General features: G+C 75.1%; 19 protein-coding genes. 18 read left to right on the top strand and 1 reads right to left on the bottom strand.

Annotation, left to right across the window (positions count from 1 at the left end; all coding sequences use genetic code 11):
- The first annotated feature begins 19 nt into the window (after positions 1-19).
- The 12 genes from GA0070610_RS16745 (at position 20) to GA0070610_RS16690 (ending at position 15,168) form a co-directional block, all read left to right on the top strand.
- Positions 20-316, top strand: coding sequence for a hypothetical protein (locus GA0070610_RS16745; RefSeq protein ID WP_089000910.1), 297 nt, complete (start codon positions 20-22; stop codon positions 314-316).
- Positions 317-337: 21 nt separating this feature from the next.
- Positions 338-1,198, top strand: coding sequence for a TlyA family RNA methyltransferase (locus tag GA0070610_RS16740; RefSeq protein ID WP_089000909.1), 861 nt, complete (start codon positions 338-340; stop codon positions 1,196-1,198).
- 67 nt (positions 1,199-1,265) lie between these two features.
- Complete coding sequence (locus tag GA0070610_RS16735) at positions 1,266-2,150, top strand: NAD kinase (RefSeq protein WP_089000908.1); 885 nt, start codon at positions 1,266-1,268, stop codon at positions 2,148-2,150.
- 229 nt (positions 2,151-2,379) lie between these two features.
- Entirely contained in the window at positions 2,380-4,137 is a 1,758-nt protein-coding gene (gene recN, locus GA0070610_RS16730) for a DNA repair protein RecN (protein WP_089000907.1), read from the top strand.
- 119 nt (positions 4,138-4,256) lie between these two features.
- On the top strand, positions 4,257-5,435 hold the full coding sequence (gene steA, locus GA0070610_RS16725) for a putative cytokinetic ring protein SteA (protein ID WP_089003555.1): 1,179 nt from the start codon (positions 4,257-4,259) through the stop codon (positions 5,433-5,435).
- A 27-nt stretch (positions 5,436-5,462) separates the two neighbouring features.
- A complete protein-coding gene (locus GA0070610_RS16720; protein ID WP_089000906.1) occupies positions 5,463-6,404 on the top strand; it encodes a copper transporter in 942 nt (313 codons plus the stop codon).
- Between the two features lie 61 nt (positions 6,405-6,465).
- Complete coding sequence (locus GA0070610_RS16715) at positions 6,466-7,332, top strand: hypothetical protein (RefSeq protein WP_089000905.1); 867 nt, start codon at positions 6,466-6,468, stop codon at positions 7,330-7,332.
- Between the two features lies 1 nt (position 7,333).
- Positions 7,334-9,034 carry a murein biosynthesis integral membrane protein MurJ gene (gene murJ, locus GA0070610_RS16710; RefSeq protein ID WP_089000904.1) on the top strand — a complete coding sequence of 567 codons (1,701 nt, stop codon included), beginning with the start codon at positions 7,334-7,336 and terminating at the stop codon, positions 9,032-9,034.
- Positions 9,035-9,089: 55 nt separating this feature from the next.
- Positions 9,090-10,250, top strand: a complete 1,161-nt coding sequence (locus GA0070610_RS16705) for a glycosyltransferase family 4 protein (RefSeq protein WP_089003554.1) — start codon at positions 9,090-9,092, stop codon at positions 10,248-10,250.
- Positions 10,250-12,616 (top strand): hypothetical protein, encoded by a 2,367-nt coding sequence (locus GA0070610_RS16700; RefSeq protein WP_089000903.1) that lies wholly within the window; start codon positions 10,250-10,252, stop codon positions 12,614-12,616. Before GA0070610_RS16705 ends, GA0070610_RS16700 begins: the two co-directional genes overlap by 1 nt.
- Before the next feature lie 150 nt (positions 12,617-12,766).
- Positions 12,767-14,533, top strand: coding sequence for a CTP synthase (locus GA0070610_RS16695; RefSeq protein ID WP_089000902.1), 1,767 nt, complete (start codon positions 12,767-12,769; stop codon positions 14,531-14,533).
- Positions 14,530-15,168 (top strand): NUDIX domain-containing protein, encoded by a 639-nt coding sequence (locus GA0070610_RS16690; RefSeq protein ID WP_089000901.1) that lies wholly within the window; start codon positions 14,530-14,532, stop codon positions 15,166-15,168. Before GA0070610_RS16695 ends, GA0070610_RS16690 begins: the two co-directional genes overlap by 4 nt.
- Before the next feature lie 68 nt (positions 15,169-15,236).
- On the opposite strand, the gene GA0070610_RS16685 is transcribed toward GA0070610_RS16690, so the two are convergent.
- The gene (locus GA0070610_RS16685; RefSeq protein ID WP_392567255.1) at positions 15,237-15,644 is read right to left on the bottom strand and encodes a TM2 domain-containing protein; all 408 of its coding nucleotides are present in this window, start codon (positions 15,642-15,644) and stop codon (positions 15,237-15,239) included.
- Positions 15,645-15,804: 160 nt separating this feature from the next.
- Here GA0070610_RS16685 and ald point away from each other — a divergent pair, with 160 nt between their 5' ends.
- The 6 genes from ald (at position 15,805) to GA0070610_RS16655 (ending at position 22,008) form a co-directional block, all read left to right on the top strand.
- Positions 15,805-16,920 carry an alanine dehydrogenase gene (gene ald / locus GA0070610_RS16680; RefSeq protein ID WP_089000899.1) on the top strand — a complete coding sequence of 372 codons (1,116 nt, stop codon included), beginning with the start codon at positions 15,805-15,807 and terminating at the stop codon, positions 16,918-16,920.
- Between the two features lie 11 nt (positions 16,921-16,931).
- Positions 16,932-17,924, top strand: coding sequence for a site-specific tyrosine recombinase XerD (locus GA0070610_RS16675; RefSeq protein WP_089003553.1), 993 nt, complete (start codon positions 16,932-16,934; stop codon positions 17,922-17,924).
- A 311-nt stretch (positions 17,925-18,235) separates the two neighbouring features.
- The gene (locus tag GA0070610_RS16670; protein ID WP_089000898.1) at positions 18,236-19,159 is read left to right on the top strand and encodes a ParA family protein; all 924 of its coding nucleotides are present in this window, start codon (positions 18,236-18,238) and stop codon (positions 19,157-19,159) included.
- 83 nt (positions 19,160-19,242) lie between these two features.
- Complete coding sequence (locus tag GA0070610_RS16665; RefSeq protein ID WP_089003552.1) at positions 19,243-20,316, top strand: segregation and condensation protein A; 1,074 nt, start codon at positions 19,243-19,245, stop codon at positions 20,314-20,316.
- Positions 20,313-21,251 (top strand): SMC-Scp complex subunit ScpB, encoded by a 939-nt coding sequence (gene scpB, locus GA0070610_RS16660; RefSeq protein ID WP_089000897.1) that lies wholly within the window; start codon positions 20,313-20,315, stop codon positions 21,249-21,251. The genes GA0070610_RS16665 and scpB overlap by 4 nt, the downstream gene beginning before the upstream one ends.
- Positions 21,238-22,008 (top strand): pseudouridine synthase, encoded by a 771-nt coding sequence (locus tag GA0070610_RS16655; RefSeq protein ID WP_089000896.1) that lies wholly within the window; start codon positions 21,238-21,240, stop codon positions 22,006-22,008. The genes scpB and GA0070610_RS16655 overlap by 14 nt, the downstream gene beginning before the upstream one ends.
- The last annotated feature ends 157 nt before the right edge of the window (positions 22,009-22,165 follow it).

Below are 22,165 nucleotides of genomic sequence, written 5' to 3'. Positions count from 1 at the left end.
CACCGGCCGGGAGCGGGTCGTGAGCGGCCCCTTCCGGCCCGGCCCGCCGCCCGGTGCCCGCCCCGGTCCGCCGGGTGCCGGGCCCGGACCCGGCTCCTTCCGTCCCGGGCCGCCGCCCGGCACCCGGCCGGGCCCGCGTCCCGGCCCGCCGCCGGAGCCCGTCGAGGACCTCGGCGACGACCGGCACCCCGCCGTGGACGCCGCCGTGCGGGCGATGGCCAACGCCGCGACGCTCGCCCCGGCCGACCAGATCGCGCAGTACGAGGCGGCGTACGAGACGCTGCGGGAAACCCTCGCCACCATCGACCAGGCCTGACCGACCGGAGAAGAAACACGCATGGCACGTCGTAACCGGCTGGACGCCGAACTCGTCCGCCGCGGCCTGGCCCGGTCCCGGGAACAGGCCGCGGCGCTGGTGGAGGCCGGCCGGGTCCAGCTGCGCGGCGTGCCGGCCCGCAAGTCCGCCGCGATGGTCGACCCCGCCGACGCGCTCCTGGTCACCGGCGAGGACCCCGGCTCGGAGTACGTCTCCCGGGGCGGGCACAAGCTGGCCGGCGCCCTGGCCGCGTTCGCGCCGGGCGGGCTGACGGTGGCCGGCCGGCGGTGCCTGGACGCGGGCGCCTCCACCGGCGGCTTCACCGACGTGCTGCTGCGCGCCGAGGCGGCGGAGGTGGTCGCGGTCGACGTCGGCTACGGGCAGCTCGCCTGGCCGCTGCGCAACGACCCCCGCGTGCGGGTCTTCGAGCGCACCAACGTCCGTACGCTGACGCCGGAGGCCATCGACGGGCCGGTCGACCTCACGGTCGCCGACCTGTCGTTCATCTCGCTGCGGCTGGTGCTGCCGGCGCTGGCCGGCTGTACCCGGCCCGACGGCGACCTGGCGCTGATGGTCAAGCCGCAGTTCGAGGTCGGCAAGGAGCGGGTGGGTGCCGGCGGGGTGGTCCGTGACCCGCTGCTGCGGGCGGAGGCCGTGCTCGACGTGGCCGCCGCGGCGGCCCGGCTCGACCTGGGCCTGGCCGACGTGGCCGCCAGCCCGCTGCCGGGGCCGAGCGGCAACGTCGAGTTCTTCGTATGGTTACGCCGGGACGCACCGCCGGCCGATCCGGAGCGGGTGCGCGCGGTGGTGACCGCCGGGCCGGGTAGCCCGGTGCGCTCCGGCGACCGGCCGGACGCGGCGACGGAGGAGGTGGCCGGGTGAGTGAGCTGGCGAGCCCCGCGGGCGGGCCGCGCGGACGCAGCGCGGGCGCGACGGGACGGCCGTCCCGGTGAGCCGCACGGCGCTGCTGGTGACGCACACCGGTCGCCGGCGCAGCACCGAGCACGCCCGCGCCGTGGCCGCCGACCTGATCTCTGCCGGCTTCGAGGTGCGGGTCGTGGCCGAGGAGGCCGACGACCTCGACCTGCCCGGCGTGGTCCCGGTGACCGGCCCGGAGGCGGCCGAGGGCGCCGAGATCGTCTTCGCGCTCGGCGGGGACGGCACCTTCCTGCGTGCGGCGGAGCTGGCCCGCCCGGCGAAGGTGCCGCTGATCGGCATCAACCTCGGCAAGGTCGGCTTCCTCGCCGAGGCCGAGATCGACGACCTGGACAGCGCGGTACGCGACGTCGTCGAGCGCAACTACACCGTCGACGAGCGGCTCACCCTCGACGTGACCGCCGAGTTCGACGGCGGCCCGACCATCGAGTCCTGGGCGCTCAACGAGATCAGCGTCGAGAAGGGCGAGCGTGCCCAGATGCTGGAGCTGCTCGTCGACGTCGACGGCCGTCCCCTGTCCCGGTACGGCTGCGACGGGGTGGTCTGCGCGACCCCCACCGGCTCGACGGCGTACGCGTTCTCCGGCGGCGGGCCGGTGGTCTGGCCGGAGGTGGAGGCCCTGCTGCTGGTGCCGATCAGCGCGCACGCGCTGTTCAGCCGCCCGCTGGTCACCGCGCCCACGTCGACGTTCGCCATCACCGTCGACCCGTTCACCACCCTCGCGGTGCTGTCCTGCGACGGCCGGCGGGTCTACGACCTGCCGCCGGGGGCGCGGGTCACGGTGCGCCGAGGCGCGTTGCCGGTGCGCGTCGTGCGGTTGCGGGACCGTCCGTTCACCGACCGGCTGGTGGCGAAGTTCGACCTGCCCGTGCAGGGCTGGCGCGGCAACCGACGCTGACCGGGGCCGGGCAGGGGCTGGCGCGACAAAGGCGGCCGGGGGACCGCCGGATCGCCCTCGCCGCCGTCCGGGCGGGTGCCGTCCGGCGCGCCCGGGCCGCCCGCGCGGGTCGGGCTGGTGCCATGTCGGCAGCCCTCGGGCCGGCTGCGCGTGGTGTCGGCGGGCGGACGCACCGGCGTGCGCACGCCGGCTGGTCAAGTGTCGGGGGCCGCGTCTACTGTCGGTTGCTGTGCTGGAAGAGCTGCGCATCACCGGACTGGGCGTCATCGAGGACACCACGCTGCCGCTGACCGGCGGCATGAACGTCATCACCGGCGAGACCGGGGCGGGCAAGACCATGGTGGTCACCGGCCTCGGCCTGCTCTTCGGCGGGCGCGCCGACGCCGGCCGGGTGCGCGCCCAGCCGGGCCGGGCGGTGGTCGAGGGCCGGCTGCGCCTCGAGGGTCGCGTCGCCGCCACCGTGCACGCGCGGATCACCGACGCGGGCGGCGAGCCCGACGAGGACGGCTCGGTGCTGCTGAGCCGCACCGTCACCGTGGAGGGCCGCTCCCGGGCGCACCTGGGCGGGCGGAGCATGCCGGTGTCGATGCTCGGCGAGGTGGGCGAGCAGGCGGTGGCCGTGCACGGCCAGTCCGACCAGCTGCGGCTGCTGCGGCCGGCCGAGCAGCGCGCCGCGCTGGACCGCTTCGCCGGCCCGGAGCACGAGAAGCTGCTCGACGCGCTGCGCGAGGCGTACGCCCGCTGGCGCGCGGTGGTCGACGACCTGACCGACCGGCGGCGCAACGCCCGTGAGCGCAACCAGGAGGCCGACCTGCTGCGGCTCGGCCTCGACGAGATCACCCGGGTCGACCCGCAGCCGGGTGAGGACGACGAGCTGAAGGCGGAGGCGCAGCGGCTGGAGCACGCCGAAGGGCTGCGCACGGCGGCGCAGGTGGCCCACCAGTGCGTGGCCGGCGGCGTGGAGGCGACCGACGAGACCCCGGACGCGGCGGCGCTGCTCGGCACCGCCCGCCGCACCCTCGAGGCGCAGGCCGGCACGGATCCGGCCCTGGGTGAGCTGGCGGCACGGCTGGAGGAGGCGGCGACGCTCGTCACGGACGTCTCCGCCGAGCTGTCGGCCTACCTCGCGGCGCTCGACGCCGACCCGGCCCGGTTGCAGACCGTCTACGAGCGGCGGGCGGCGCTGCGCGCACTCACCCGCAAGTACGCCGACGACGTCGACGGGGTGATCGCCTGGGCCGAGCACGCCCGCACCCGGCTGTCCGACCTGGACACCTCCGACGACCTGCTGGAGGAGCTGGACCGGGAGGCATCCCGGCTGGCCGGCGAGGTGGCCGACCTGGCCGGCCGGGTGTCGACGTCGCGGCAGGAGGCGGCGACCCGTTTCGCCGAGCAGGTCACCGTCGAGCTGGCCGGGCTGGCCATGCCGCACGCGAGGATCGAGGTGGCGGTGCTGCCCCGCGCGGCCGGCCGCACCGAGCCGACCCTCGCGGTCAACGGCACCGAGGTCGGCGTCGGCCCGGACGGCGGCGACGAGGTCGAGCTGCGGCTGCTGGCCCACCCGGGCGCGCCCTCGCTGCCGTTGCAGCGCGGCGCCTCCGGCGGCGAGCTGTCCCGGGTGATGCTCGCCATCGAGGTGGTCTTCGCCGGCTCGGGCGGGCCGCCCACGCTGGTCTTCGACGAGGTCGACGCCGGGGTCGGCGGCCAGGCCGCCGTGGAGATCGGCCGCCGGCTGGCCCGGCTGGCCCGCAGCCATCAGGTCCTCGTCGTCACCCACCTGCCGCAGGTGGCCGCCTTCGCCGACCGGCACCTGGTGGTGGCCAAGGACACGGGCGGGGCGGTGACCACGAGCGGGGTCCGGGTGGTGGAGGACACCGAGCGCGCCCGGGAACTCGCCCGCATGCTCGCGGGTTTGCCCGACTCCGACCTGGGTATCGCGCACGCCGAGGAACTTCTCGCCGTGGCGGCCCGCGAAAGGCGCCCGTGAGGCCGGCGATTGTGAGCACAGGCACACCGGCCTGCGCGTTAGTGTGCTTCCCTGGGTAGGCGGCCCTGCTCAGGCATGTCGCGACAGATTTGCCTGCCTCACATGCCAGGATGGTCACGATGCGTCTACCCACGTTGCGCCGGACCCGGAATGCGGAACCGGGCAGGATCCTCGGCACCGCGCGCCTCGACCGCCGGACAAAACGCCTGGTCGGCCGGCTCCGCCCCGGCGACATCGCGGTCATCGACCACGTCGACCTCGACCGGGTCGCCGCCGACTCGCTCGTCGCCGTCGGTGTCGGCGCGGTGCTCAACGCGAAGCCGTCGGTCTCCGGCCGCTACCCCAACCTGGGGCCGGAGGTGCTCGTCGCCGCCGGCATTCCCCTCCTGGACGACCTGGGCGAGGGGGTCTTCGAGCGGATCCGCGAGGGCGACACCGTCCGGATCGAGGGCAACACCGTCTTCGTCGGCGACGAGCCGGTGGCGCACGGCAGCCTCCAGGACGCCGAGACGGTGGCCAAGTCGATGGCCGACGCCCGCGAGGGGCTCTCGGTGCAGTTGGAGGCGTTCGCCGCCAACACGATGGACTACCTGCGCCAGGAGCGCGACCTGCTCCTCGATGGCGTCGGCGTGCCCGAAATCCAGACGGAGATGCAGGGGCGGCACTGCCTGATCGTGGTGCGCGGCTACGACTACAAGGCCGACCTGGACGTGCTGCGCCCCTACATCCGCGAGTTCAAGCCGGTCCTGATCGGTGTCGACGGCGGCGCCGACGCGCTGGTGGAGGCCGGCTACACGCCGGACATGATCATCGGCGACATGGACTCGGTCACCGACGACGTGCTGCGCTGCGGCGCCGAGGTGATCGTGCACGCCTACCCGGACGGCCGGGCGCCCGGGCTGGCCCGGGTCAACGGCCTCGGCGTCCCCGCGGTGACCTTCCCCGCGGCGGCGACGAGTGAGGACCTGGCCATGCTGCTGGCCGACGAGAAGGGCGCCTCGCTGCTGGTCGCCGTCGGCACCCACGCCACCCTTGTCGAGTTCCTCGACAAGGGTCGCGGCGGGATGGCCTCCACGTTCCTGACCCGACTCAAGGTCGGCGGCAAGCTGGTCGACGCCAAGGGGGTGAGCCGGCTCTACCGGCAGAGCATCTCCGGGTCGTCGCTGCTGCTGCTGGTGCTCTCCGCGATCGCGGCGATGGCGTCGGCGGTGGCGGTCTCCACCGTCGGCAAGGCGTATTTGGGCGTGGTCTCCGAGTGGTGGAACAATTTCGTGTTCCAGCTCGAACAGCTTTTCTAGCGTCCCACCGATCAAGAGGCTGCAGGTGTGATCAATTTCCGGTACCACGTGGTGTCCCTGACCGCGGTCTTCCTCGCGTTGGCGATCGGTCTGGTGGTCGGCACCGCCGCCCTGAACGGCCCGGTGGCCGACTCGCTCAAGGAGAACGTCAACGCGCTGCGCAAGGACAACCAGCAGATGCGCCAGGCGGTCCAGAGCATGGAGAAGGAGCTCGAGCTCGAGGAGGACTTCGCCGCCCAGATCGCGGAGGTCGTCCTGCCGGGCACGCTGACCGGCAAGCGGGTCGTGGTGGTCGGCCTGCCCACCGGGCGCGACCACACCGAGGGCGTGCTCAAGATGCTCCAGCACGCCGGCGCCCAGGTGACCGGCCGCATCGACCTTCAGGACAAGTTCATCAACCCGGACAACAACAACAACCTGCTGGAGCTGGCGGTCACCGCCGCGCGCCCCACCAGCGCGCCGACGGCGGGGCTGCCGGGCAACGGGCACGGGGTGGAGACCTCGACGGCCCTGCTGGCCAGCGTCCTGCTCGACCGGGCGGCCGGCGCCACCCCCGTCACCGAGGCCGACCGGCGGGCGGTGCTCGCCGCCTACATCAACGCCAACTACCTGACCACCGAGAAGCCGGTCACCGCGCCGGCGGAGGCCGTCGTACTGGTCAGCGGGCAGCCGTACGTGGACAAGGACTCGGCAAAGAAGGACGAGTCGGTGCTGAAGGTCGCCGAGCAGTTCGACCAGGCCGGGACGCTCGTCGTGGGCGGCAACGGCTCGGCCGGCGGAAACCTGGTGGCCGCCGTGCGCAGCGACCCCGTGCTGGTGCAGACCATCTCCACCGTCGACAACGCCAACACCGTCCAGGGTCAGCTGGTCACCGCCCTCGCGCTGGTGCAGCAGGTCACCGAGAAGAAGGCCGGACAGTACGGCGTCGGCGACAACGCGGCGTCCCTGCTGCCTAGACTGCCCCAGTGACGCAACGACGTACCCCGGTGTCCGGATCCAGCCTCGCCGACGCACGGCGGGAGGGAGAGGCGTGAGTCTGCTCGGTCGACTGCTGATCGCCGGCGCGGGCGCCGCCGCCGCCCGGTACGCGCTGCGCGAGGTGCGCACCTCGCCAGCCGGGCCCGCGCTGGAGCGCACCAACTTCCGCGGCCGCACCGTGAGCCTGGCCGCCGGCCCCGCGCTCGCCGCAGGCGCCGCCGCGGCGGGTGCGTTCGGCGCCCCCAGCGGCCTCTCGGGTGCCGCCGCCCTGGTCGCCGGGGTGGGTGCCGGGGCGGTCGGGCTCTACGACGACGTGGTCGGGGCGCGGCCCGAGCAGAAGGCGGCCAAGGGCTTCGCCGGGCACCTGGCCGCGCTGCGCGAGGGCCGGGTCACCGCGGGAATGGTCAAGGTCGTCGGGGTGGGGGCCGCAGGCCTCGGCGCCGCCGCGCTGCTCGCCGCCGATCCCCGGGTCGCCGGGCACCGGCGCCGCCAGCGGCAGGGCGCGCTGGGCCGGGGCGTCGACGTGCTGCTGGGCGCCGGTGTCGTCGCCGGCACCGCGAACATGCTCAACCTGCTCGACCTGCGTCCCGGCCGGGCGCTGAAGTCCGGTCTCCTGCTCGGCGCCCCGCTGGCCGGGGGCCCGCACGGCGGGATCGCCGCCGGTGCCGTCGGCGCCGCCGCCGGGCTGCTCCCCGCCGACCTCGGCGAGGACGTGATGCTCGGCGACAGCGGCGCGAACGCGCTCGGCGCGCTGCTCGGCGTGGCGCTGGCCGCGCGTACGGGGCCCGTCGGGCGGGCCGGGCTGCTGGCCGTGCTGGCCGGCCTCACCGCGGTCAGCGAGAAGGTGAGCTTCACACAGGTCATCCAGCGCACCCCGGGGCTGCGCGAGCTCGACGCACTGGGTCGACGCGCCGACTGACGTGACGACCCCGGCACCCCTCGCCGGCGCCGGCCGTGTCGCCGGAGCCGCCGCGCTCATCGCCGTCCTCACCGTCCTCAGCCGGCTCGCCGGCTTCGGCCGTACCGCCGTCTTCACCTGGGTCGTGCAGAAGAGCGACCTCGGCGGCATGTACGTCGTCGCCAACACCGCGCCGAACATCATCTTCGAGATCGTGGCCGGTGGCGCGCTGGCGAGCCTGGTCGTACCGCTGCTGGCCGGGCCGGTCGCGGCCGGTGACCGGCGCGCGGTGGCCACCACCACCGGGGCCCTGCTCACCTGGACCGTCACCCTGCTGGTGCCACTGGCCGTGCTGGTCGCGGTGGCCGCGGGCCCGATCGTGTCCCTGCTCAGCGAGGGGCGCTCCGAGGCCGAGCTGGCAGCCGGCGCGCGGATGCTGCGGGTCTTCGCGCCGCAGTTGCCGCTCTACGGCATCGGCATCGTGCTCACCGGGGTGCTCCAGGCGCACCGCCGCTTCGCCTGGCCGGTGATCGCGCCGCTGCTGTCCAGCCTCACGGTGATCGCGGTGTACCTCACCTTCGGCGGCGCCGAGGGACGAGGCGTCAGCGTGGCGCAGGTGAGCGGCGGGGGCGAGCTGATCCTCTCCGCCGGCACCACGCTCGGCGTGGTGGTGCTGTCGCTGTCGCTGCTGATCCCGCTGCGCCGGTTGGACCTGCGGCCACGCCTCGGGTACGCGTTCCCGCCCGACGCGCGGGCGCGGGTGGGCGGGCTGGCGATGGCCGGGGCGATCACCGTCACCGCGCAACAGCTCGCGCTGCTGGTGCTGCTCAAACGGGTCTCCGGCGGCCCGACCGGGTCGCCGCAGGTGTTCAACCTGGCCCAGACCATGTACCTGCTGCCCTGGGCGGTGCTGGCGGTGCCGCTCGCGGTGGCGGCGTACCCGACGCTGGCCGCCGCCGCCACCGCCGGGCGCGACGGGGAATACCGGCGCACCCTCTCCTCGACCGTGCGCGGGGTGCTGCTGTTCAGCTGCCTCGGCGCGGCGGCGCTGGTCGGCACGGCCGGGCCGGTCGCCGCGTTCTTCTATCCGGACGACCCGGCCACCACCGCCGCGGGCATCGTCGGCTTCGCCCCCGGGCTGCTCGGCTACGGCCTCTTCGCGGTGCTCTCCCGTGCCCTCTACGCCCGGGGGGACACCCGCCCCGCCACCGTCGCGATCACCGTTGGCTGGGTGGCGGTGCCGGTGGCGGCGGTGCCGCTGTCGGTCCTCCTGCCGGTGGCGGACCGGGTGCTCGCGGTCGCCCTGGCCAACTCGGTCGGGATGGTGCTGCTCGGCGGGCTTCTCCTCGTTGCGGTGCGCCGCTCGGCGGGGCGGCCCGCGCTCGCCGGTGCGGCCCGTGCCGGCGCCGCCGGACTGCTCGCCGGCACCCTGGCCGCGTTCGCCGGAACGGCCCTGGCGCGCTGGCTCGACACGGCCGGCGGCGGCACCCCGACGACACCGGGCGCACTCGTGCAGGGCATGCTGTCCGGAGTCCTGGTCGGCGTCGTGTTCCTCGCCGTCGTCTGGCTGGTCGACCGGCGGGACGTGACGCCGCTGCTCGCCGGGGTGCTCCGGCGACTGGGCAGGGCGGGCCGGCGCGGGCCGGCGGCCCCCGCCGAAGGGACGGGCGAGGGCGACATCCCCCCGGAACGGGGTGGCGGGAAGGAGACGGTGTCCCGGTGAGCGGGTGCAGGACGGGTGACCGGCCGACGGCGACCGACGGGCGGGGGTGGTCGTGGTGACGGCACCGGTTCCCGGCTGGCACGGCACCGTGGCCCTGCTGCTCGCCTCCAGCACCGGCGGTGTCGGGCAGCACGTCCGCTCGCTGGCCCGGGGCCTGACCGCCGAGGGCGCCCGCGTGCTGGTCTGCGGGCCCGCCGCGACGCAGGAACAGTTCGACTTCACGGGCGCCGGCGCCCGCTTCCTGCCGGTGGAGATCCCGGCCAGCCCGACCCCGGCCGACGCCCGGGCGGTCGGCGCGCTGCGCCGGGCGCTCGCCGCCGAGGAGGTCGACGTGCTGCACGCCCACGGCCTGCGGGCCGGGTTCGTCGCCGTACTCGCCCGCCCGGCCGCCCCGCTCGTGGTGACCTGGCACAACGCGGTGCTCGCCGGTGGCCTGCGCGGCGGCGTGTCCCGTCTCGTCGAGCGGGTCGTGGCCCGGGGCGCCCGGGTGGCGCTCGGTGCCTCCGCGGACCTGGTCGAGCGGGCCGCCGCGTTGGGCGCGACGGACGCCCGGCTCGCCCCCGTCGCCGCGCCGGCACTGCCCGCGCCGCGCCGCCGCCGGGCCGCCGTCCGCGCCGAGTTCGGCGTCGCGGCGGAGCAGCCGCTGATCCTGTCCGTCGGCCGGCTGCACCCCCAGAAGCGGTACGACGTGCTCATCGACGCCGCCGCGAGGTGGCGTACGCGGACACCGGCGCCGGTCGTGGTGATCGCCGGCAGCGGCCCCGCCTACCTGCCGCTGGCCGCCCGGATCTCCGCCGCCCGGGCCCCGGTGACCCTGCTCGGGCACCGCACCGACGTGGGTGACCTGCTCGGCGGGGCCGACCTGGCGGTGGTGACCAGCGACTGGGAGGCCCGTCAGCTCTTCGCGCAGGAGGCGATGCGGGCCGGCGTACCGCTGGTGGCGACCGGCGTCGGCGGCCTGCCGGAGCTGGTCGGCGACGCCGCGGTGCTCGTGCCGCCGGGGGACGTGGACGCCGTGGACGCGGCCGTGCGCGACCTGCTCGACGACGAGGCCGCGCGGGCCGGGCTGGGGCGGCGCGGCGCCGAGCGGGCCGCCACCTGGCCCACCGAGGCCGACACCCTCGCCCAACTGGCGGCGCTCTACGCCGAACTGGCCCCCGACGGCGCCGGACCGGCGGCCCCGGGCGCCGACGCCCCGTCGACGGGACGCCGCTGATGCGGCGCAGAATCGCCCCGATCCTGCTGACCCTCGTGGTCGTGGCGCTGGGCATCACCGCGCTGACCGCCCGCCCCGACCGGGAGGCGCCGGGGCGCACCGCCGACTTCGTGGTGCTCGCCGGGGTGGCGGGACTGCGCTGGGAGGACGTCGACCCGCAGACCACGCCGACGCTGTGGCGGATGGCCCAGGACGGCTCGATCGGCTCCCTGTCGGTCCGCTCCGCGCACCGGCCCACCTGCCCAGTGGACGGCTGGCTGACGCTCGGCGCGGGCAGCTACGCCGCCTGGAACGGCAGTCGTCAGTCGGGGGGCTGCCCGCCGGCGCAGGTGACGGTCGAGCAGCCCGACGGCATCGGCGCGAACCTGCCCGACCAGGAGAGCGTCGTCCTGCACAACCAGGAGCGGCTGCCCTGGGGCACGGTGCCCGGCGCGCTGTCGGAGTCGGTGCGCTGCTCGGTGGCGGTCGGGCCGGGCGCGGCCGTCGCGGCGGCCCGGCCGTTCGGCCGCGTCGACCGGTACGCGCCGGCCCTGCCCGCCGACCCGGCGGGCCTGCTCGGCTCCTGCGTGCTGAGCATCGTCGACCTGGGCACGGTGGCCGGCGAGGACCCGGTGGCCCGGGCCGCGGCCGCGCGCGCGGCCGACGCCCGCCTGGCCCGGGTGCTGGCCGCCCGGCCGCCCCGCTCGCTGGTGCTCGTCGCCGGGGTGTCCGACACCGAGGCGCCGTCGCGGCTGCACGTGGCCGTCGCCGACGGGCCGGGCTGGGAACGCGGGTGGCTCACCTCCGCCAGCACCGGCCGCGAGGGCTACCTGCAACTGGTCGACCTCGCGCCGACCGCGCTCACCGCACTGGGCCGGCCGATGCCGGAGCGGCTCTTCCTCGGCCGGCCGGCAGAGTCGGTCGGCGGGCGACCGGCGGACCTCGCCGCCGCGATCGCCGCGCCCGCCGACGCCGACCGGGAGGCCGCCGCCCAGCGTCGGGTGGCGGACTGGTTCTTCACCCTGCTCGCCGGCGCCCAGGTGCTGCTTGCCGTGGCGGTGCTGCCGCTGCTGCGCCGGGCCCGCCGGCACGCCGGCCCGTACGGCCCGGAGCCGGTGTCGCCACGCGTGGTGGCGGTCGTGGAGCTGCTGCTGATCGCGGCGGCCCTCGCCGTTCCGGCCGCCCTGCTCGCCGACGCCGTGCCCTGGTGGCGCGGTGACCACGCGGGCGTGTACTTCGCCGGGGTGACCGTGGCGCTGCTGGTCGCCGGGACCGCCGTGGTCCGGCTCGCGCCGGGGCACGCGGCGACCCTCGGCCCGCTCGGTGCGGTGGCCGGCCTGACCACGCTGACCGTCGGCATGGACGTGCTCACCGGCGCCCGCCTCCAGCTCAACGGGGTGGTCGGCTACTCGGCCCTGGAGGGCGGCCGGTACGCCGGGCTGGGCACCGTCGGTCTCGGCGTGTTCCTGGCCGGCGCCCTGCTCAGCGCGGGGTGGCTGGCCCAGCGGGTCCGCCGGTCGTGGCGGCCGCCCGTGATGGTGGCCGTCGGCGGGGCCGCCGTACTGGTCGTCGGCAGCCCGTACCTGGGGGCCGACCCGATCGGCGCGATCGCGCTGACCGCGGGGTTGAGCGTCGCCGCCGCGATCAGCGCCGGCGGGTGGCTGACGATCAGCCGGCTGGCCTGGGCCACCATGGCCGGGCTGGCGTTGACCATCGGCTTCGCGGTGCTCGACCTGCGCCGGCCGGCCGCCGAGCGGGGCAGCCTCGGCCGTTTCCTGGCCGCCGTCGGCGACGGCACCGGCGGGCTCACCGTGCACCGTTCCAGCACGGCGAACTTCGAGACGCTGGTCAACAGCCCGCTTACCGTACTGGCCCTGGCCGGCGCCCTGCTGGTCTGGTTCGCCCTGCTCCAGCCGTGGGGCGGGCTGATGCGGCTGTTCGGCATCTACCCGGCGATGCGGGCGGCGATGGCCGGCACCGCCGTCGCCGCGGTGACCGGCGGGGTGCTGGGCGGCGACGCCCTGGACGTCGCCGGCGCGGCCGCGGCCGTGGTGGTGCCGATGGCGGCGCTGGCCGCGCTGCGGGTGCTCGACCACTCCACCGACCGCACGCTGCCCGACGCGGGCCGGCAGCGCGACGAGGGGCCCGGCGGGACGGGCGACGGGTCGGGCGGCGACAGCGGCGGCGGACCGGACCTCCCGACCCCGACCGGCGCGGGGGCGGGCACCCGTACCCCGGATCGGGGCGCGGAACCGACCGCGGCGCCGACGCCCCCGGCCCCGCGGTCGCCGGGCCCGGACACCGGGGCGCAGGGGCCGACGGCCGGCACCGCCGCCGGGGAGCGCGCGCCGGCCGGACGGTCATCGACCGAGGTCACCGCCTCCTGACCCGGATCGGGACGCGCCACGGCCCGCAACGGGTGCGCCCGGCGGGCGGGCCGGGAGAGGTGTTACCGTGGAATCCCGTGGATCGCGTGATCACTTGGCTGATCGGCACGGCGGTCTGCACGACCGCGACGGACGACACGGGAGCAGGCCTTGGCCCCATCAGCACGGACGACCAGGCACATTTTCGTCACCGGGGGAGTCGCCTCCTCGCTGGGTAAGGGCCTCACCGCCTCCAGCCTCGGCAACCTGCTCACCGCGCGCGGCCTGCGCGTGGTCATGCAGAAGCTCGACCCCTACCTCAACGTCGACCCGGGGACGATGAACCCGTTCCAGCACGGCGAGGTCTTCGTCACCGAGGACGGCGCCGAGACCGACCTCGACGTCGGGCACTACGAGCGGTTCCTGGACCGGGCGCTGTCCGGCAAGGCGAACGTCACCACCGGCCAGATCTACTCCGAGGTGATCGCCAAGGAGCGGCGCGGCGAGTACCTGGGCGACACCGTCCAGGTCATCCCGCACATCACCAACGAGATCAAGTCGCGGATCCTGGCGATGGCCGACCCCGACGACGACGGCCAGGTGCCGGACGTGGTGATCACCGAGGTCGGCGGCACCGTCGGCGACATCGAGTCGCTGCCGTTCCTGGAGGCGATCCGCCAGGTCCGCCACGACCTGGGCCGGGACAACTGCTTCTACCTGCACGTCTCCCTGGTGCCCTACCTGGCGCCGTCGGGTGAGCTGAAGACGAAGCCGACCCAGCACTCGGTGGCCCAGCTGCGCAGCATCGGCATCCAGCCCGACGCGCTGGTGCTGCGCTGCGACCGGGAGATCCCCGACAAGGTCAAGCAGAAGCTGTCGCTCTACTGCGACGTCGACCGCGAGGCCGTCACCGCCGCCCCGGACGCGCCGAGCATCTACGACATCCCCAAGGTGCTGCACCGCGAGGGTCTCGACGCGTACGTGGTGCGCCGGCTCGGCCTCTCCTTCCGCGACGTCGACTGGACCAGCTGGGACGACCTGCTGGACCGGGTGCACCAGCCCCGGCACACCGTCACCGTCGCCGTGGTCGGCAAGTACGTCGACCTGCCCGACGCGTACCTGTCGGTCAGCGAGGCGATCCGGGCCGCCGGCTTCGGCCACCGGGCCCGGGTGCAGCTGCGCTGGGTGCCCAGCGACGAGTGCGTCACCCCGTCCGGCGCCGCGGCCGCCCTGGCCGGCGTGGACGGCATCGTCATTCCGGGCGGCTTCGGGGTACGCGGCATCGAGGGCAAGATCGGCACCGCCCGCTACGCCCGGGAGAACGGCATCCCGCTGCTCGGCCTCTGCCTCGGTCTGCAGTGCATGACCATCGAGGTGGCCCGGCACCTGGCGGGCCTGGAGGGCGCCAACTCGCTGGAGTTCGACGAGGAGGCGGCGCACCCGGTCATCGCCACGATGGCCGACCAGGAGGACATCGTCGCCGGCAGGGGCGACCTGGGCGGCACCATGCGGCTGGGCGCGTACCCGGCGGCGCTCGCCGAGGGCTCGCTCGTCGCGGAGGCGTACGGCAGCACGGAGGTCAGCGAGCGGCACCGGCACCGCTACGAGGTGAACAACGCCTACCGCGACGCGCTGACCAAGGCCGGCCTGCACGTCTCCGGCACCTCGCCCGACGGGCGGCTGGTCGAGTTCATCGAGCTGGACCGGGGCCTGCACCCGTTCTTCGTCGCCACCCAGGCGCACCCGGAGCTGAAGAGCCGGCCGACCCGCCCGCACCCGCTGTTCGCCTCCTTCGTCAAGGCGGCGGTGGCCTACTCGGAGGCCGACCAGCTCCCGGTCGACCTCGACGCGGCCGACAGCGCGACGAACCCGGACGCGGCGGCGACCAACGCCGCCCGCAACGGGGGCGCCGCCGCGAAGGCGACGTCGGCCTCGTGAGCGGGCGCACCGTCAGGTCCGACGGCGACACGAGCGCCGTCGGGCACCGCTACGAGGTGCGCTCGCGCACCGAGCGCTACCGCGGCCGGATCTTCGACGTGGTCAGCGAGGAGGTGGCGATGCCCGGCGGCGGGACGGGCGTGCGCGACTTCGTCCGGCACGTCGGCGCGGTCGCCGTGGTGGCGCTCGACGCGGCCGGTCAGGTGGTGCTGATCCGCCAGTACCGGCACCCGGTCGGGCGGCACCTGTGGGAGCTGCCGGCCGGGCTGACCGACGTCTCCGGCGAGGACCTGGCCGCCGCCGCGGTCCGGGAGTTGGCCGAGGAGGTGGACCTGACCGCCGGGCGGATCGACGTCCTGGTGGACCTGCACAGCTCGCCGGGCTTCACCAACGAGCTGGTCCGGGTCTTCCTGGCCCGGGACCTGGCCGACGTGCCGGCGCCGCAGCGGCACGAGCGCCACGACGAGGAGGCCGACCTCCAGGTCGTCCGCGTCGACCTGGACGAGGCCGTCGGCATGGTCCTCGCGGGCGAGATCACCAACGCCTCCTGCGTGGCCGGGCTGCTCGCCGCCGCCCGGGCCCGCGACACCGGCTGGTCCGCGCTGCGCCGACCGGACGCGCCCCTACCGGGCTGAGCCGGGGGCGGAGAACGTGAAGGGGCCGTGCGGTACGCCGCACGGCCCCTTTCGTCGTTCCGGGTCGGTCAGTCGCGCAGCGGCCGGCCCTGCCCGTCGACGCCACCGTTGATCAGGATCAGGATGCCGTCGACGAAGCCCCAGATGCCGCCGATACCGCACGTCACGAGGGACACGATGAGCTGGATGACGCCGGTCTTGGTGTCGCCCATGTAGAAGCGGCCGATGCCGAAGGTGCCGAGCACGATCTGCAGGACGCCCGCGACGACCTTGCTCTTGTCGGAGACGCCCGACGGGTACCCGGGCTGGTTGGGGTAGCCGGGCTGGTAAGGAGGTGTGGTCATGAGGCGACACCCTAGTGATCCACTGGTCTCCTGTCCGCAGCGGCACCCGAAGAGTGGGACGATAATGGATGAACACTGTCCTGACGGCTGAGGTGCGGGTCCCGCCGCCGGCCCCGTCCACGCCTGACACATCGTCAGCGTGTGCCGGCACCGGATGTCACTGTGCTGCCTCGGCGGCGGCGCCGACGCGCCTAGACTGCCGCCGGCGGGACCGGTGGACCGCGGTGGCAAAGGGGCCGCCGTGGCACCGCGCAGTCGGGGGAGCGCAGCCCCGAAGAGAGGTGTCTGCATCGTGAAGGTCGGAATCCCCCGCGAGGTCAAGAACCACGAGTACCGCGTGGCGATCACGCCGGCGGGCGTGAACGAGTTCGTCCGCAGCGGCCACCAGGTCTTCGTCGAGTCCGGCGCCGGCGTCGGATCCAGCATCGGCGACGACGAGTTCGCCGCCGCCGGGGCCAAGATCCTGGCCACCGCCGACGAGGTGTGGGAGACCGCCGAGCTGGTGCTCAAGGTCAAGGAGCCCATCGCCGAGGAGTACCACCGGATGCGCGAGGGGCAGGTGCTCTTCACCTACCTGCACCTGGCCGCCTCGAAGACGTGCACCGACGCGCTCGTCGACCGCAAGGTCACCGGCATCGCGTACGAGACCGTCGAGCTGCCCGACCGGTCGCTGCCGCTGCTCGCCCCGATGTCCGAGGTGGCCGGCCGGCTCGCCCCGCAGGTGGGCGCCTACCACCTCCAGCGGCAGGGCGGCGGGCGCGGCATCCTGATGGGCGGCGTCTCCGGCGTCTACGCAGCGAAGACCGTGGTCATCGGCGCCGGCGTCTCCGGCATGAACGCCGCCGCGATCGCACTGGGCCTGCAGGCCGAGGTGCTGCTGCTGGACAAGAACGTGGCCCGCCTGCGCCAGGCCGACGCCATCTACCGGGGCCACCTCCAGACGGTGGCCTCCAACGCGTACGAGATCGAGCGGGCCGTGCTGGACGCGGACCTGGTCATCGGCGCGGTGCTGGTGCCCGGCGCGAAGGCCCCGACCCTGATCTCCAACGAGCTGGTCTCCCGGATGAAGCCCGGCAGCGTGCTGGTCGACATCTCCATCGACCAGGGCGGCTGCTTCGAGGACTCGCGTCCCACCACGCACGCCGAGCCGACCTACCAGGTGCACGACTCGATCTTCTACTGCGTGGCGAACATGCCGGGCGCGGTGCCGCACACCAGCACCTACGCGCTGACCAACGTCACCCTGCCGTACGCCCTGGAGCTGGCCAACCACGGCTGGCGCGAGGCGCTGCGCCGCGACCCGGCGCTGGCGCTGGGCCTGAACACCCACGACGGCCAGGTCACCTACGGCCCGGTCGCCGAGGCGCACGGCATGCCGAGCCTCGCGTTGGCCGACGCGCTGGCCTGAGGGGTGGCGGACTGACCGGCACAGCGGACGGGGCCGGCGCGGGCGTGCAGCCCGCGCCGGCCCTGCGCCGTGCCGTGCGCGGCTACCTCGACCACCTCACCGTCGAGCGGGGACTGTCGGAGAACACCCTCTCGTCGTACCGGCGCGACCTGGAGCGCTACCTGGGCACCCTGGCGGCGGCCGGCGTGCCGGACCTGGCCGCCGTCGGCGCGGGGCAGGTCGAGGCGCACCTGGCCCGGCTGCGGGCCGGCGACGACGAGCACCCACCCCTCGCGGTCTCCTCCGCCGCGCGGGCCGCCAGCGCCGTGCGCGGACTGCACCGGTTCGCGCTGCGCGAGGGGCTGGCCGGCGCCGACCCGAGCCGGGACGTCCGCCCGCCCACGCCGCCGCGCCGGCTGCCCCGCGCGCTGCCGGTCGACGCCGTGGTGCGGCTACTGGAGACCGCCGGCTCGGTGACCGCCGCCGGCGACGGTGCGCCGCTCGCGCTGCGCGACCGGGCGCTGCTGGAGTTCCTGTACGGCACCGGGGCGCGGATCTCCGAGGCGGTCGGCGCCGCCGTGGACGACCTGGACGTCGACGAGGGCACCGTGCTGCTGCGCGGCAAGGGCGGCCGCACCCGGCTCGTCCCGATCGGCGGGTACGCGGTCGAGGCGGTGCGGGCCTGGCTGGTGCGGGCCCGGCCCGCTCTGGCCGCCGCGGGCCGCGGCACCCCGGCGGTCTTCCTCAACGCCCGCGGCGGCGCGCTGACCCGGCAGGGCGCCTGGACCATCCTGCGCCGCGCCGCCGAGCGGGCGGGGCTGCCGGTGGACGGCGCGGAGGCGGTCTCCCCGCACACCCTGCGCCACTCCTACGCCACCCACCTGCTCGACGGGGGCGCGGACGTGCGGGTGGTGCAGGAACTGCTCGGTCACGCCTCGGTCACCACCACCCAGGTCTACACCCTCGTCACCGTCGAGCGGCTGCGCGAGGTGTACGCCACCGCCCACCCCCGGGCTCGGGGTTGACCCCGCCCGGCCCCGGCCCGGGCGCGGGATCGACCGCCGGGCGGCCCACCAGGGGTGGCCGCCGTCGGCCGGCACGGGTGGCGCGACGGTGCACGGGGCGGTGCGCGGAGGACGTCGCCGGTGGCTGGCCTGGTCGGCGGGGCGGCGACACGCCGAGCGGGTGCGACCGGCCCGCCGGGCGGTGGCGTACAGTCGGCATCGGCGCGGACCTCCTGGGGCGATGGTGATGCAGACCGGGGTGCGCAGCGGCGCCGCGAAGGACGTCGGACGGCTCCGACGCCGGGTGGTCGTCGGGAGGGGGCAACGAGCACATGGCTGGCAACGGTGACCGTGCCGAGACCTGGACGTCGGAGCTCCGCGAGCAGCAGGCCACGCTCGGGGCGGATCTGGGTCCGGCGGATCCAGCGGCGTACACGATGCGCAAGCCGATTCCCGAGCCGATGCCGACCGACCGGCACGGCCCGGCCCGGATCATCGCGATGGCCAACCAGAAGGGTGGCGTGGGCAAGACCACCACGACCATCAACCTGGGCGCCGCGCTGGCCGAGTACGGCCGCAAGGTGCTGCTCGTCGACTTCGACCCGCAGGGCGCCCTCTCGGTCGGGCTGGGGGTCAACCCGCACAACCTCGACCTGTCGGTCTACAACCTGCTCATGCAGGACGACGTCACCGCCGAGGACGTCCTGATCAAGACCGACGTGGCGGGGCTGCACCTGCTGCCGGCCAACATCGACCTCTCCGCGGCCGAGATCCAGCTCGTCAACGAGGTCGCCCGGGAGATGGCCCTGGCCCGGGTGCTGCGCACGATCCGCAAGGAGTACGACTACATCCTGATCGACTGCCAGCCCTCGCTGGGCCTGCTGGCGATCAACGCGCTGACCGTGGCGCACGGCGTGCTCATCCCGCTGGAGTGCGAGTTCTTCAGCCTGCGCGGCGTGGCGCTGCTGCTGGACACCATCGACAAGGTGCGCGAGCGACTCAACTTCGACCTGGAACTCGAGGGCATCCTCGCGACCATGTACGACAGCCGCACCACCCACTGCCGTCAGGTGCTCCAACGGGTGGTGGAGGCGTTCGGCGACAAGGTCTACCAGACGGTGATCACCAAGACCGTCAAGTTCCCCGAGTCCACCGTCGCCGGTGCCCCGATCACCACGCTCGACCCGGCCTCGTCCGGTGCCCGCAACTACCGCCAGCTGGCCCGCGAGGTGATCGCCGCCCAGGCCGAGCGGTAGGCCGGGATGCACCTTCGCGCCGGGTCGCCCGGGGCGTGGACTACGGTCTTCCGGTGACCGCGCCGCCCCTCGACCCTCCGACGATGCCGGAGCAGCCCCCCGTACGGGCCGCCGAGGCCCTCGCCGAGGTGCCGACGGACCCGGCCGGCGTGCCCGGGACGGCGGCGGAGAGCGGCGGGTTCACCGTCCGGCTGGCGAACTTCACCGGCCCGTTCGACCTGCTGCTCCAACTGATCGGCAAGCACAAGCTCGACGTGACCGAGGTGGCCCTGCACCGGGTCACCGACGAGTTCATCGCCTACATCCGCGCGATGGGCGACCAGTGGGACCTGGACGAGGCCAGCGAGTTCCTACTCATCGCCGCGACGCTGCTCGACCTGAAGGCGGCCCGGCTGCTGCCTGCCGCCGAGGTCGAGGACGAGGAGGACCTCGCGCTGCTGGAGGCGCGGGACCTGCTCTTCGCCCGGCTGTTGCAGTACAAGGCGTACAAGGAGGCGGCGGCGCACATCGCCGCGCTGGAGGAGGTCGGCGGCCGGCGCTACCCCCGCGCGGTGACCCTGGAGCCCCGCTACGCCGAGGCACTGCCCGACCTGGTCCTCGGCATCGGCCCGCAGCGGCTGCTGAAGCTGGCGGTCAGGGCGATGACGCCGAAGCCGGTGCCGGAGGTGTCCGTCGCCCACGTGCACATGGTGCGGGTCAGCGTCCGCGAGCACGCGGGCATCCTCGCCGAGCGGCTGCGCCGGGCCGGCACGGCCACCTTCTCGCTCCTCTGCGCCGACTGCGAGGCCACCCTGGAGGTGGTGGCCCGGTTCCTGGCGCTGCTGGAGCTCTACCGGGAGGGCCTGGTCGCGTTCGTCCAGGAGCAGGCGCTGGAGGAGCTGACCGTACGCTGGACCGGCCCCGCCGAGGGCGGCTCCGACCTGCACGTCGACGAGTACGCGGGCACCCCGGCCGAGCCGGCGGGCTCCGGCCCGCTGCCGGCGGCGTCGGCCGAGCGGCGGCCGGTGCCGGACGGCGTGGCGGACGAGATCGGCTCAGCCGCGGTGGCAGATGTGGCGGCGGACGACACCGGCTCGGCCGTGGCGCATACCGGCTCGGTGTCGGGTGTGGCGGCGGACGGGAACGGGACGGCGACGACGGAGGAGCGAGCGGGATGAGCAGCGACGAGCGTCGGGACTCCCTGGCCGACCAGGCCGCCGCCTGGGTGCCGCCCTGGCAGCGCCCCACGGCCCCCTCCGCAGCTCCCGAAACCGAAGATCTTGGTAACTCCGCGCCCCCCGAGGGGCCTGAACCTACCAAGATCTCGGGAGATCCTGAGGAGGCGGCGGAGTCTGCGGCGGTAGCCGCGCCTGGGGCGGCCGGCGGGTTCGGGGAGGGCGGCGGGTCCGGGGGGACGGGCGGGGCCGAGGAGGGCCGCGGGTCGGGGGAGAGCGGCGGGTTCGGGGAGACGGGGGGCAGGGAGGGTAGGGGCGGTCGGGGCTCATCGGCGAAGGGTGCTGCGGGGCGGCGGCGGGGGGCGCCGGCGCCCGAGCCGCCCCCGGAACTCGACGACGCGGAGCTGCGCGGGGCCCTGGAGGCGATCCTGCTGGTGGTGGACGAGCCGGTCAGCGAGCTGATCCTCGCCCAGGTGCTGGAGCAGCCCGCCGAGCGGATCGGGCCGATGCTGGACGAGATCGCCGCCGGCTACACGGCCGCCGGGCACGGCTTCGAGCTGCGCCGGGCCGCGGGTGGCTGGCGTCTCTACACCCGGCCGGAATACGCCACCTACGTGGAACGGTTCGTACTGGACGGGCAGTCCGTGCGGCTGACCCAGGCCGCGCTGGAGACACTGGCCGTGATCGCGTACAAGCAGCCCGTCACCCGCTCGCGGATCTCCGCCATCCGGGGTGTCAACTGCGACGGGGTGATCCGTACCCTGGTCTCCCGCGGGTTGGTCGAGGAGTGCGGCACCGAACCGGACAGCGGGGCGTTCCTCTACCGGACCACCACGATGTTCCTGGAGAAGCTCGGGCTGAACAGCGTCGACGACCTCCCGCCGCTGGCCCCGTTCCTTCCCGACGACGTAGAAGAGCTTGCCGATGCCACGCGATGACCGCACGCCCCGCCCCGACGCGCCCGTCTTCGAGGGGGCCGAGCGCCTGCAGAAGGTGCTGGCCGCCGCCGGCGTCGGCTCCCGGCGCGCCTGCGAGGACCTGATCTTCCGCCGCCGGGTCACCGTCGACGGCCGGGTCGCCCAGCTCGGCGACAAGGTCGACCCCGCCACCGCCGTGATCCACGTCGACGGCGAGCGCCTCGTCGCCGACACCCGACTGGTCTACCTGGCCATGAACAAGCCCCGCGGGGTCGTCTCGACCATGGCCGACGAGAAGGGGCGCACCGCGCTCGCCGACTTCCTCGGCAACCGGGTGGAGCAGCGGGTCTACCACGTGGGGCGCCTCGACGCCGACAGCGAGGGCCTGCTGCTGCTCACCAACGACGGCACCCTCGCGCACAAGCTGATGCACCCGTCGTACGGGGTGCAGAAGACGTACCTGTGCGAGGTTTCCGGACCGATCCCGCGCAACCTCGGCAAGCGGCTGATGGCCGGCGTGGAGCTGGAGGACGGGCCGGCGAAGGTCGACTCCTTCAGGGTGGTGGACACGCTGGGACGCAGCGCCCAGGTCGAGCTGAGCCTGCACGAGGGGCGCAAGCACATCGTCCGCCGGCTGCTCGGCGAGGTGGGCCACCCGGTGAGCCGGCTGGTGCGTACCGCCATCGGGCCGATCCGGCTGGGCGACCTGCGCGCGGGGCGGACGCGGCGGCTGACCAACGCGGAGGTCGCCGCCCTGTTCAAGGCCGTGGGTGACTGACCCCCGGGTTCGGGGTACGGCTGCCGGTAGGCTCCCTGGCGGCCCGGTGCTGGCGGCGCCCACCGCGCGGCCGCGACGCCGGGCATCATTGAGAACGTTTGGACAACCGCTCGCGACACATCCGGTGTTTCGTGAGGTACGGGCTGAGGAGGACGAC

Origin of the sequence: Micromonospora echinofusca (genome assembly GCF_900091445.1) — a bacterium.
GTDB classification, from domain to species: Bacteria; Actinomycetota; Actinomycetes; order Mycobacteriales; family Micromonosporaceae; genus Micromonospora; species Micromonospora echinofusca.
Note: the sequence above shows the minus strand (reverse complement) of the source record. Positions and strands in the feature narration are given on the sequence as shown.